This is a genomic window from Clostridioides mangenotii TR (assembly GCF_000498755.1).
Taxonomy (GTDB): domain Bacteria; phylum Bacillota; class Clostridia; order Peptostreptococcales; family Peptostreptococcaceae; genus Metaclostridioides; species Metaclostridioides mangenotii_A.
In genome coordinates this window covers 19,612-32,614 of record NZ_AXUS01000004.1, presented here as the reverse complement: position 1 = coordinate 32,614, position 13,003 = coordinate 19,612, and the positions used below count along the sequence as shown (strand labels likewise).

The 13,003-nt window shown below is 29.8% G+C and carries 11 protein-coding genes; 10 read left to right on the top strand and 1 reads right to left on the bottom strand.

Features of this window, described 5'->3' with window-relative positions; all coding sequences use genetic code 11:
* Window positions 1-32 precede the first annotated feature (32 nt).
* The gene (locus tag T473_RS17615; RefSeq protein WP_024620564.1) at window positions 33-1,313 is read right to left on the bottom strand and encodes a peroxiredoxin; all 1,281 of its coding nucleotides are present in this window, start codon (window positions 1,311-1,313) and stop codon (window positions 33-35) included.
* Window positions 1,314-1,512: 199 nt separating this feature from the next.
* Here T473_RS17615 and T473_RS0102970 point away from each other — a divergent pair, with 199 nt between their 5' ends.
* From T473_RS0102970 to T473_RS0102920, 10 genes are all read left to right on the top strand, one after another.
* Window positions 1,513-1,788 carry a hypothetical protein gene (locus T473_RS0102970; protein WP_024620563.1) on the top strand — a complete coding sequence of 92 codons (276 nt, stop codon included), beginning with the start codon at window positions 1,513-1,515 and terminating at the stop codon, window positions 1,786-1,788.
* A 156-nt stretch (window positions 1,789-1,944) separates the two neighbouring features.
* Complete coding sequence (locus tag T473_RS0102965; protein ID WP_024620562.1) at window positions 1,945-3,333, top strand: hypothetical protein; 1,389 nt, start codon at window positions 1,945-1,947, stop codon at window positions 3,331-3,333.
* Between the two features lie 80 nt (window positions 3,334-3,413).
* Window positions 3,414-4,961 (top strand): VanW family protein, encoded by a 1,548-nt coding sequence (locus T473_RS0102960; RefSeq protein ID WP_024620561.1) that lies wholly within the window; start codon window positions 3,414-3,416, stop codon window positions 4,959-4,961.
* A gap of 32 nt (window positions 4,962-4,993) precedes the next feature.
* On the top strand, window positions 4,994-5,578 hold the full coding sequence (locus tag T473_RS0102950) for a helix-turn-helix domain-containing protein (protein WP_024620560.1): 585 nt from the start codon (window positions 4,994-4,996) through the stop codon (window positions 5,576-5,578).
* A 184-nt stretch (window positions 5,579-5,762) separates the two neighbouring features.
* Window positions 5,763-7,151: an aldehyde dehydrogenase gene (locus T473_RS0102945; RefSeq protein WP_024620559.1), complete on the top strand. Its 1,389-nt coding sequence runs from the start codon at window positions 5,763-5,765 to the stop codon at window positions 7,149-7,151.
* A gap of 82 nt (window positions 7,152-7,233) precedes the next feature.
* Entirely contained in the window at window positions 7,234-8,649 is a 1,416-nt protein-coding gene (locus T473_RS0102940; RefSeq protein WP_024620558.1) for a tetratricopeptide repeat protein, read from the top strand.
* Between the two features lie 461 nt (window positions 8,650-9,110).
* Window positions 9,111-9,977, top strand: a complete 867-nt coding sequence (locus tag T473_RS0102935; protein ID WP_024620557.1) for a YitT family protein — start codon at window positions 9,111-9,113, stop codon at window positions 9,975-9,977.
* A 329-nt stretch (window positions 9,978-10,306) separates the two neighbouring features.
* The gene (locus T473_RS0102930) at window positions 10,307-11,119 is read left to right on the top strand and encodes an MORN repeat-containing protein (RefSeq protein WP_024620556.1); all 813 of its coding nucleotides are present in this window, start codon (window positions 10,307-10,309) and stop codon (window positions 11,117-11,119) included.
* 35 nt (window positions 11,120-11,154) lie between these two features.
* On the top strand, window positions 11,155-12,147 hold the full coding sequence (locus T473_RS0102925) for a CAP domain-containing protein (protein WP_024620555.1): 993 nt from the start codon (window positions 11,155-11,157) through the stop codon (window positions 12,145-12,147).
* A complete protein-coding gene (locus T473_RS0102920) occupies window positions 12,104-12,922 on the top strand; it encodes a polysaccharide deacetylase family protein (RefSeq protein WP_242825843.1) in 819 nt (272 codons plus the stop codon). Before T473_RS0102925 ends, T473_RS0102920 begins: the two co-directional genes overlap by 44 nt.
* Window positions 12,923-13,003 lie beyond the last annotated feature (81 nt).

The window sequence follows — 13,003 nt, the reverse complement described above, 5'->3', positions numbered from 1 at the left end:
TTATTAGCTGGTTAATACGTCTTCTTATAAAGTTAGGTTTTCTGATTTATTGTAGACATATAAAATACTTGAAAGCCAGTAATCGCAATGATTTTAGGGTTGGGGTGCATAGGAGATGGTTTTCTAAAGCCATCTACACCCCATCCGCCAATTGCTGCAATTACTTTTAAACTAGGTTTTTCAGCTTTTAAATTGACCATTTGTCTTAAAAAATTTGGTGTAGGTACAAGAAGAGTACCATCAGGTCTTATTTCAACAAAAGCATAGATAGCAGCATCCAGTAGCTGTGCATCTAGATTTGTAGGATTTCCAAATACATACTCAGCTACAATTCTGTCTAAATCAGGACAATCAAGATCTTCATTTATAACATTGTACAAATCAGATATTTGAGGTCTGTTAACATTTTTCTTCTTACTGTAACTGCTTAGTGTATCTTTAGCTATGCTCTTTATATTTTTATTTTCATCGTAGTCATGATTTTTGTAGTTATTGTCGTAGAAATTTGAAATATCTTCTTCTATTTTTAAATCCTTATCTAAATCATGGCAGGAATCCTTATCTTTATTATCTTGGATTTTGTTTTTTTGATCTTTATTATCTTTAACCTTATCATCTTTATCTTTAGAAATTTTATCGTCAAAGTAATTCTCTTTGTACGATGAAGCGTTAGCGCTATCATGAGGAACAAAACATAAATACCAATCCATAGATGAATATTTTTTGCTACAATTTTTAAGACTGTTCTTTAAATCTTTATATTTCTTTGGATGGGGAAGAATAACTGGTTGACCTGGAAACCAATTTGCTGGAGTAAATACGTCTTTATCATCTGAGGTTTGAAGAGCATCTACTATTCTAAGTATTTCTGGTATATTTCTTCCTGTAGAAATAGGGTAGTATAAAATTGTTCTTAAAATTTGGTTGCAGTCAATTATAAACACTGATCTAACGCAGTAAGTTTCCGTAGGTTTAGAAATCATCCCATAGGTTCTAGATATTCTAAGATCCCTATCTTCTACTATAGAGAAAGGAATTTCTACACCAGTAATCGTAAAAATATTGTACATCCACGCTAGGTGTGAATTGTTACTGTCATTATTAATAGCGAGAAGTTCTGTATTTCTATCTGTAAATTCCTTGTGGTACTTTGTAAATTCTAAAAATTCTGTTGTACAAACTGGTGAAAAATCGCCTGGATGAGAAAATAGTACAACCCACTTTCCTTGAAAGTCTGATAGCCTAATAGGACCATTAGTTGAATTAGCTGTAAAGTCAGGAGCTTTGGATCCTAGGTTTGGCAGATTTGGCATGTAAATCCCCCCTTATATATATCGTCTACCCTATACTATTAAAGAAAATTTATTAATGTTACGGCTAAAAATTTAAAAATTAAGAAATATTGATTTTTTTTTAGATATTTTGCAATAGGAATTGCTATTTTACAACATTTTTGGTATAGTTAGGTATAACGATAAATGTCAGAATTATGAAAAGCATGGGGGGATTAGGTTGAAAAAAATATCAAAAATATTTGTTAAGTCAGCATTAATATGTTTTTCCGTGACTTTCGCTCTCATATTAATTAACTCAATAATGGGGGTACATGTAGGCCTAGATTACTATTTCATGGCTGCTTGCGTATTTACAATATTTTTAACTATAGGAACAGTTCTATGTAACTCTAGAAGAATATTTGCAAAACACAAGAAGGTTGTTAGAAGAAGTAGACCAGTGGCGTCACCTCAAAGAAGTACAGCGAGAGAGGCAAGAAGAAAAATATCATAATCTATGTATACACTTTAGTGTGGTGTGACATTATAAGTATAAAGTAAAAACACAAAAGTAATTGTGTTTTTATTTTTTTTTCCAATATTATGCTATAATAAAATTAGGGATGAAATTGAGTCAAAAATAAATATTTGTAAGCGGAGAGGTTAAATAATGAACTTGAAAGAGTTATTTGAAAAAGCTATGGATTTTATTGAGACCCACAGTAAATCGATAGTTAGAATTTCTTTATCTATATTGGGATTGATAGCTTTACTCATCGTGCTACTACTTAATAATAATCCAGGTGTGAGAAATGAAGCGGCTACTTTAGTTAATAATATTGAAAATAGACAGTATTCAATTGCACTAGATTATTATGACAATTTAGAGAAAAAGTTCTCTAAATCTAAGATGAATAGATTTAATAAGGTTGTTTCAAAGAAGATAAACAAATTGCTTATAACTAGCGGAGATAAATATATACAGGGGCAGGTATCGAAAGAACAGTTTATAAATCTAGTAAATACAATAAACTCATTAGATAAAGTTGAAATAAAACTTGATGATATAATAGACCAGGCAAAAAGAGTTAGCGACGTATACGAAAAAGAAAAAATCGATTATGATATGGCGATATCGTATATCAATTCTGTTTCAATTTTGAAAAATGTGGGTAAAGAAATTGATAAATACAAAAAAAATATAGAGACTTTTCATGAGTCCAGAGAAGTGTACAAAAATGGAGTGGAAAATCAAAAGACATACAACTATGTTGAAGCTATTGAAGAGTACGAGAAGGTCTTAAAGGAAGATAAAAAAACTTATGACTTAGCTCAAAAAGCAAAGGAAGAATGTATTGATGAGATGTACGATTACTACATTAAAAAAGCAAAAGAAACAAATATTTCTGGAGACTATGAAGGGGCTCTTGAATATATTGAATATCTAAAGACGTATTATTCTGATGATACTGATGTTCAAACTTTAGAGAAAGAGTACCAAAAGAATTTATCATTGTATACGCTAACTAATGAGGATATTTTAAATATCGTTTCAAAAGAGAGTAATACTGAGAAGAACAAGCTATCTATAACTTCTCTTCCTCAAATGATTAACGATAATAAATATTACTATGTGGAAGTATATGAGGGGGATGAGCTGATCAATGAAGCATTAATTAGCGCCCAGACTAAAAATCTTTATTCATATAAATACGGTAAAAAGGACTACAATATTCCTTATGGAAAAGGGTATTTTATGATTGATGAAAATGGAAACTTTAAATTCAGCATTAATGAGGGCGATGCAATTATACTGTTAAAAAATAGATTAGATGAAAAGAAAAACGAATACAAAAAAGTTGAAATAGTAGACCAAAATAAAGCTAATAGTTATATTGACAATGATAAAAAGATTGAAGGAATATTAGGAGATAAAGAAAACATTTACTATCTTGCTGTAGCTAACCAGGGATTCTTTAAAAAGAAAGAGATTTATGCAATTAATATTTATACTAAGCAGGTATACTCTATTTCTAATGGAAAGCTTAGTAAGTATTAAGGCAGCAATTTGGATTATTAGATAATATGAGCATTAAATATAGATATGCAAAATAAATTGGGGTAAGGAGATATTATGTAATGTTAGAAGGTAAGAAAAAAATAGCAGCTATAACGGCAGCTGTCATAGGGGTTATATTAATTGCATTTTTAGTCATTATGTCGCTGAAAATAAGTGGTGATAAGATTGTTAAAAACACTTCTATAGGGAATGTAGATATAGGTGGATTAACTAAAGAACAAGCTAAACAAGAAATTCAAAAAAGTTATAAGTTCCAAGATATTAAATTAAAATACGATGGAAAAGAGTGGGTCATTGCACCTAGTCAAATAGATATAGATTATGATTTAAATAAAACAGTTGAGAATGCTTTTAATTCAAATAGAAAAGACGGCTACTTTACGAATTTAAAAAATACTATATCATATTGTTTTGGAAGCAAGAATACTGTGTTAGCAGTAATTAGTTATGATGAAACTAAACTTAAAAACGAGATGAACACCATTTCTAAAGAAATAAATAGAGAAGTAGAGAATGCAACTATAAATGTGAAAAATGAACAAATAACAGTAGTTCCAGAAAAAAATGGTAGAAAACTAGACGTTGATAAAAGTATAAAAACTCTTAAAGCTCAAGTAGGAAAAGAAAAGTTTAAAGATAAGTTAGCAGTAAATGAAGAGCAGGCTAAGGTTAAAAAAGAAGATTTAAAAGAAATTGATACAACTTTAGCTTCATACTCTACGACTTTCTCTACTGGTCAAGTAAATAGAAGTTACAATATAGCTATAGCATCTAAGAGTTTAAACAATATAGTGATAAAGCCAGATGAAGAGTTTTCGTTCAATAATACGACAGGAAAAAGAATTAAATCAAATGGATACAAGAGTGCTCCTGTTATAGAAAACGGAGAAATGCAGCTTGATTACGGCGGCGGAGTTTGCCAGGTATCTTCGACACTTTACAACTCAGTGCTTTTATCAGGACTTGATATAGTACATGTAAAAAATCATACAATTCCATCAGGCTATGTTATTAAGGGAAGAGATGCAACAGTTGCAGATAGTGGAATAGATTTTCTATTCAAAAATAATTTTGATCATCCAGTTTTCATAAAGAGTCATGTTGATGGTAATACTATTTACACAGTAATATACGGAAATAAAGCAGATAAAAAAGACGTTGAAATAACAACTAGTGTAGATGGAGTTTCATCTACTGGATACAAGAGAGTTAGCGATCCAAGCATGCCTGCTGGTAAAGAGAAAATAGACAAAAATGGAAGAAATGCCTACTCTGTTTCTACATATAGAATATTTAAGGATAAAGATGGAAAAGTTATAAAGAAAGAAAAAGTAGCATCTTCATACTATCCTAAAAAAGAAGGAGTTATTTTAGTAGGGACAGCAAAAGCTCCTGAAGAAGCTAACGATAATACAAACGACGCAGGTGGATCAAATATGCCAAATCCACCATCTGGCGGAGGATCAAGTTCAGGTGGATCAGGATCAGGCGGAAGTTCAGGTGGGTCGGGTTCAGGAGGATCTGGATCTGACGGATCTGGTGGATCAGGTTCCGAATCTGGAGGATCTGGCGGAGGTACACCTGAACCACCAGCTGAAGAACAATAGATATAAATTTTGACACATTAGGAGGGATTACTTTGAATTTGAATAACATAACAAATTATATTCAGAGTATTTGTGAGAATATTTCTAATGTACTCGACGTAGATGTAACACTCGTTACTAATGATTTAACAAGAATAGCAGGAACAGGAATATTCAAAGATAAGATAGGTGAGACTATCACTGAGAAGTCAGCCTACTCTATGGTATTGCAGACTGGTGAGTCATATGTTATTGTCAAAGAGCTGGATGAAAAATGTAATAATTGCTCAAACAGAGAGAGTTGCAAAGAGCTTGCAGATATCTGTACACCTGTTAAACTAGAAGATCATATACTAGGAATTTTGGGTGTTGCTGCTTTTAGCGAAGAACAAAAGCATAATATACTATCAAAGGACAAATATCTTACAGAGTTTATAATGAGTATGTCTGATCTGATTTCGTTTAAATTAGATGAGATGTACGATCAAGAAATAAAAACCATGTCTGATGTGGAAAAAGAAGTTATAGAAAAAGCCATTAAGAAATACGGAAGCAATACTGAGGCTATGAAACAGATAGCAGATGTTTTAAATATAGGTATTGCTACGCTTTATAGAAAAGTAAAAAATACAATTTGAATAATTAGTATTTAAAATTATTAAGAAGTTGTCCAGCTGAGTTTGGATAACTTCTTTTTTTATGAACAAATAATGAAAAATAATTAAAAATTATTGAAATATACTTTAAAGAGATTCAAAGTTGATTATACTATTAGTATAAGTAATTTATTATATAGTAAATTTAGTGATAAAGAGGTGTAAAATGGATAGAGTCAATTACATAGATAATATACTTGATAATCAGAGAAAGTACTATAGCTCTGGTATAACTAGAAAAGAAAAGTTCATTTTAAGGCAATTAAATACACTTAAAAAGGCAATTATTGAGTATGAGGATATAATATTAGAAGCACTAAAAAAAGACTTAAACAAGAGCAAATTTGAAGCTTATGAAACTGAGGTTGGAATTATTATTTCAGAAATAAATTATGCAATTAAAAACGTTAAAAGATGGAGAAGACCTGTAAAAGTAAAAACACCTATAATTAATTTTGGATCAAGGGGTTATATTTATAATCAACCTTATGGAAATTGTCTAATAATATCTCCATGGAACTATCCTTTTCAACTGACATTATCGCCTCTCATTGGAAGTATAGCTGCAGGAAATTGCAGTATAGTAAAGCCTTCAGAGATGTCTCAAAACACTTCTGAAGTTCTAAAAGTTATACTAGAAAAATCATTTGAAAGAGGATATATCGATGTAGTCGAGGGTGGAATCGATGTAAATGAATATCTACTAAATAGCGAATTCGACTATATATTTTTTACAGGGAGCCCTAGTATAGGGAAGAAAGTAGCTAGGAAAGCATCCGACAATCTAACGCCTTTTACATTAGAACTTGGAGGTAAGAGCCCATGTATAGTAGACAAATCCGCGGATATAAAATTAAGTGCTAAGAAGATTGTTTGGGGAAAACTTATTAATGCAGGGCAAACTTGTATAGCTCCTGACTACATATTGGTGAATAACGAAGTTAAGCAAAATCTTATAGAGGAGATGATCTTTTATATAGAAAAGTTCTATACAAAAAATACATTAATTTGTGATGATTACGTAAGTATTATCAACGAAAAACATTTCAGTAGACTTATAGGATTAGTTGATAAAACCAAGGTTGTTTATGGTGGAAATTACAAAGAAGATGTACTTAAAATAGAACCTACAATTTTAGATAATGTAATATTAAATGATGAAATTATGCAAGAAGAAATATTTGGACCATTGATACCTATCATAGAATATGGTAATTTTAATGACATAGAAAATATTGTGTCAGCAAATAAAAATCCCTTGGCCTTATATGTATTTTCAAAAGATAAAGAGTTTGTAAATAAAGTTATAGAAACTATTTCTTTCGGGGGTGGATGTGTAAACGACACTATAATGCACATTACTAACTACAATTTGCCGTTCGGAGGAATCGGAAGAAGTGGTATAGGATCATACCATGGTAAAAAGAGCTTCGATTCATTTTCACATAAGAAGAGTATAATGAAATCAAGCTCTATGATGGATATAAAGTACAAATACCCACCTTACACTGAAAAAGCTTACTCGCTTATCAAAAAAGTGTTTAATACCCTATAAAGTGTCGGTATCTAGGATATGTTTTAGAAAAAGGTTTGTTAGTTTAAAAGTCGAAGATTTATTTTGGAAAATTTGAAAGGAAGTGATTGAAATTTTAGGTATAGATATTATTGCAGATATAAAAAATATGATGCCCAAAGAATTAGATATAAGTTTAATTGAAGTGAACGAAGATCTAACATTTTTTAAAGTTAAAAATGAAGAGGAAGATAAAATTTCAAGGATTTTACTTGAAAGTATGATAACAGAAAATATAAAAAAAGAAACTTTAGATTCTTTAGAATTTACAGCAAGTGATGATATTAGAAAAATAAGTGATGAAAAAATATTAAAATCATATGAACTTTACAATAATGCTTTAAGTCTGGCATCTGTAAATTACATAACTGGAGCAGAAAAACTTATTGATAAGGCGTATAAAATTTACAACAGAGATGTAGATATATTAAATTTAAGAGGTATTATAAAATTATTAAAATGCGATTTTTCACAGTCATTTAATAGTTTTTATATAAGTTCAGCGTATAAAGATTTAAGTATTTCTAAAAAATATATAGATATATTCATATCAGATGAATTTGAGATATTTCTAGAGAGGTACAATCACTCGACTAGATTTATAAATGAAGGGCTTAACTATGAAGCTATAGAGATATTAGAGAACCTAATCGAGGAGGAACCGGAGTTTTTAAATCCTTATGTAATGCTTTCGCTTATGTTTAATAAGGTAGATAATTATGAAAAAAGCAATTTAGTGTTGGACAAACTTAAATATGTTGATAGAGATAATGAAGTAATTCAAAAAAGAAATTTAGATATAGAGAATGAAGAAGATCAAAAAATAAAGGCACTGTCGAAGTATAAAAGTGATAAAAAGAGTGGTAACAAAACATGGAACTCTCCAAAGTTTGCTATCGGAATCTCAATTGTAGCCTTGCTAGCCATAGTTTTTGTTTATAATAACAACAGTAAAATTCATGATCTCAACAATAAATTAGATAAGAAAGAAGCTAAACTAAGTATGCTAGAGGATAAAGTAAATAAGGATAGCAGAGATAAAGAAGCAAAAAAGGTAACAGAGAAAGAAACTGATAAAAGCATAAGTAAAAAACTATCAAACAAGGATGAAAATGATTTATTTGAGAATGCTTTAAAACTTAAAAAAGTTGAAGACTATAAAGGTGCTATAAATTACTACCAGAAGATTGTAGATAATGGAAATAGAAAAAAGTATATTTCAGAGTCTATGTACCAACTTGCAGTACTTAATTCCAAGATAAAGAACGATGATGAAGCTATAAAGTATTACAAAAAATATATAAATACTTATTCAAAGAATGATACATACTATGATGATTCATATTATGAACTTGGTATGATGTACTATAAAAATGGGGATTTAAAGAATGCTAAAAAGACATTTTATAGTCTAAAAAGCGAGGTTCCAGATAGTATGTACAATAATTCGAAAATAAAAGAAATACTTAAAGAAAATTAGAATTTTTCCATAAAATGATGTAAATAGCTGTAAACTTGGATAATATTATAAAAAAAGTCAAAAAAAATTTAGTGAAGTAAATGAAGGCATCAATATGTAAAAATCATTTTATGAAAAATAATGAAATAAAAATTGCATTTATGAAGATTAAAAACCTAAAAAAATATATAAGTTGGCATCTAATAGCATGTATATTAAAAGTTCATAGGCAAAACCTATTAATATAAATAAATGCTTACTTTTGCAAGTTATATAAAAAAATGGTCAGATTTTGGCAGAAGTAAGATCTCCTATTCAATAGTATAAGTTATTTGTCAAATAGCGAAAAATAGAGTCTAGACATATAAAATAAAGAGAATATAATATACATGTAATATAGAGGTTAGATTATTTTATTAATTTATAATTAACTATTAGAAATAATAAGTGTTTGAGGATTTAAATCCTGAAGGGAGAATACAATGAGTGAAGTGAGAGACGTCCTACATGAGCGTCAATGGTTAAGATTTAGTTTTATGATTTTGGGAATGGTGGTTTCAGCATTAGGTATAAATGGTTTTTTAAGACCAGCGCACTTGCTGAGTGGAGGAGCTACAGGTATTTCTACATCAATAAACTACATGACAAATATAAATGTAGGATTGTTAACATTTTTAATCAATATACCAATTTTTATTTTAGGTTTTATATATCTTGAAAAAGAGTTTTGCATAACAAGTATGATAAACATGGTGCTATTTTCAGTGCTTCTAGGTTTAACTCAGGATATAAGTCAGTATATACCTATAAATGATATTTTACTTCAAAGTGTGTATGGAGGAGTACTATCAGGTCTAGGTGTTGGAATGGTTCTTCGTACAAGATCATCTCAAGGCGGTACAGATATTATCGCGGCAATCTTGAAGATAAAAAGAAATATAGAGATGAAGGATACAGGTTTTGCAATAAATGCAGTTATTGTACTAGTAGGAAGCTTTTTATTTGGTCTAGATTTAGCACTGTACACATTAATAGGTTTATTTTTAAATGCGTACACAATGTCATTTATAAAAGATGCACTTAATTATCAAAAATCAGTTATGGTTATATCTAATGAAAATGATATCATAGCTGATGAAATAATGAGGACCCTAGTAAGAGGCGTCACTTTCTTAAAAGCAGAAGGTGCTTACACTCATGAAAATAAAAAAATAATTTATACAGTAGTTTCTTCTTGTGAAATTCCAAAGATTAAGAGAATCGCACTTAAATACGATAAAAAAGCTTTTATATCTGTAAATGATGTGACAGAAGTTAAAGGTAGAGGATTTAAAGCAAAAGATCTTTAGGATAAGCGAAAACCATCGATACTTTTGCTATATCGAGGTTTGCGTAAGTTCGATAATCAAGTAAAAATATATTATATTTTTAAAGGAATTGTACTAAGGTAATTAAAAATTATCTTAGTACAATTCCTTTTTTATTTTATTTTCTGAAATTTAAATTTTTAACTGAATCTTATAAGATATGAGAGATTATTTTAACTCCAAAATAAAATAATTTTTTTAATACAATAAACTGCAGAATATATAAGTTTTGCAATATATATAGGAAATTCCTTAGCGTTGATATATAATAAAACTATGATTTAGTTTAAGTGACATTGGGGGAGTAGTTTATGAAATTATCTAGTGAACATATGGATGCTTACAGAGAGTATCTTAAGTATATAAATGATGTAAATAAATTGGTAAAAAGCGTTGAGAGTATGAAGAAGCATTCGTATAAAAAGGAACTTTACGCTACTAATGAAGAGATATATGAGCTTGAAGGTAAAAAGGAACTTGAAGAGGAAAATTTCGCAAAGAAAGTGAAACATAAAATTTATAAGTTTTCAAATGGCGACGTTTATATAGGAGAAGTTGAAGGCAGAAATATGAATGGAAAGGGGTTTTATGAATTTTTCCATGTAGATGGTGAAGAAAACTTTATTACCTATTCTGGACAATTTAAAGAAGGTGAAAAGTGTGGGTGTGGAGAATTTAAATTTGAAAATGGAAATGTGTATACAGGATCATTTGAAGAAGATACTATGAATGGTATTGGTCAAATTATGTACAAGAGCAACGATGTATATATTGGAAATTGGAAAGATGGCAAAAAAAATGGATTCGGGATATACATTTGGACCGATAACTACATTTATGCGGGAGACTTTAAGGACGGAAAAATGGATGGTTATGGCGTTTGTTATGATGAATTTGATGAGATAATTTACAGTGGAGAATGGAAAAATAGCCTAATTGACGGTGTAGGAGTGTATAATTGGGGAAATGGGAAAAGATATGAAGGAGAGTTTTTCCAAGGTAAAAAACATGGCAAGGGGATTTTCTATTTAAATGATGAGCTTGTTTACGATGGAACATGGAAATTTGATAAGCCATCTATATTTGATAAAAGTTTAGATGAAATTTTTTCTTTGAGATTGTAGACTAGTACAGCAGTATTTAATGGAGGAGTGTTATATTGAAAAAATTAATAACTGTAATCTTGGTGATTGCTATATTTATCTTTTATGACCAAGATATAGTAAATCAATTAATAAATTTAGATACTGGGGATAAAACAAAACAAGAGCAAAGTGTAGTTCAAGATGAACATGTTAATCAGCAGACAGGTACAAGTATCGATAATTTTTATAACTTACAAATTGGAGATAGTGAAAAAACTTTAATCAATGCGATTGGCGATCCTGCAAGGGTTGATAAAACCGAGTACAGTTTCAATTGGTATGTATACAATCAGTTAGAAGCTAAACTTTGTATGGTCGGCGTTGAAAATGAAAAAATTGTTGCACTGTACAGTAATAGTATAGACTCAAAAGAGTTAAAAAATATAAAGATAAACGGAAATAAAAACCTAATCAGGGAAGTTTACACACCTCTAAAACGAATTAAAAAGGGAAATACTAATTATGCTATTAATTCTAAGGAGCAGTATGATATTGTTGAAATTGGAGATAAGTATGTTACAGTTTTTTACGATATATATGAGGGAAATAGAATAACATCATATGAAGTTGTAACCAAACAGATCGAAGATAATATAGCACTTTTTCCAAAAGAGAGTGAAGAGCTTAGAAAATCTTATGAACTTGAGATAATTGATATGGTAAATAGCGTTAGGCAACAAAGAAACTTAAAAAGCCTTGATTACAGTCAAAAAGCTACTATAAGTTCTAGAAATCACTGTAAGGATATGAAGGTCAATAAATTTTTTGATCATATCAATAAAAAAGGCAAAGGACCAGGAGATAGGATGAAAGCTGAAGGTATTATATTTACTTTAGCAGGAGAAAATATCGCAGCCGGTCAATTTAATTCAATATACGCACATGAAGCATGGATGAATTCTGAAGGACATAGAAAAAATATTTTGGGGGATTATAAATATATAGGAGTTGGAGTAGAATTTGGTGGAAGTTATAATATGTACTATGGCCAAAACTTCTATAAATAGCAAAATATTTGAAGGGACTTTAGTTATAATGAAAAAATTTAAAATTTCAATTAAGCCATTAAAAAAATCATTCAAGTCAAGTGTTATAATAGTTTTAGGTATTTTACTTTCAATGAGTCTTTACGCATGTGACAAAAATGGAGCTAAAGAAACCGTAAAAATGACACAAGCAGATAATATCGTTATTGATCATGGTTCGAGGGAGAAAAAGGTTGTGGCACTTACTTTTGATGATGGACCTCACCCTAAAGAGACAGATCAAGTACTTGATGTGTTAAAAGAAAACGATATAAAAGGAACTTTTTTCATAGCAGGTAAACATGCTGAGTGGTACAAAAAGCCACTTATAAGAGCTAGCAAAGAAGGTCATGAAATAGGAAACCACACTTTTAATCATCACGATATAAGTACTCTTAGCAGTGAACAATTAGAAGAAGAGATTTTAAAGTGTGAAGAGGCAATAAAATCTGTAACTGGAAAGAAGACTAAACTATTTAGGCCTCCATTTGGAAGCTACAGGAAAAACAACCTTTTGGAGATAGCTGAAAAAAATGGATATAAAATTGTACTCTGGACAGGATTTGACGCTAAAGACTGGAAAAATCCATCAGCAGAAGATATAGCTGATAATATATACAAAAATGTAAAAAATGGAGATATAATATTACTCCATGATTATGGAACACCTAATACTGTAGAGGCATTGAAAATAATAATACCTAAGATGAAAAAAGATGGATACAGATTTACTACAGTATCGGAACTTATAAAGTAGACTTGAAAAGTTTAGAGTTTTTTATTTTGGGGTGATACTATGAGGGATAATATATATTCTATTTATATAGATGAAGTAAAT

Bases quoted from the DNA above. Each gene is read 5' to 3' on its own strand.
- T473_RS0102960 (WP_024620561.1), top strand. From the start codon at position 3,414: ATGTTAGAAGGTAAGAAAAAAATAGCAGCTATAACGGCAGCTGTCATA.
- T473_RS0102945 (WP_024620559.1), top strand. From the start codon at position 5,763: ATGGATAGAGTCAATTACATAGATAATATACTTGATAATCAGAGAAAG.
- T473_RS17615 (WP_024620564.1), bottom strand. From the start codon at position 1,313: ATGCCAAATCTGCCAAACCTAGGATCCAAAGCTCCTGACTTTACAGCT.
- T473_RS0102935 (WP_024620557.1), top strand. From the start codon at position 9,111: ATGAGTGAAGTGAGAGACGTCCTACATGAGCGTCAATGGTTAAGATTT.
- T473_RS0102965 (WP_024620562.1), top strand. From the start codon at position 1,945: ATGAACTTGAAAGAGTTATTTGAAAAAGCTATGGATTTTATTGAGACC.
- T473_RS0102930 (WP_024620556.1), top strand. From the start codon at position 10,307: ATGAAATTATCTAGTGAACATATGGATGCTTACAGAGAGTATCTTAAG.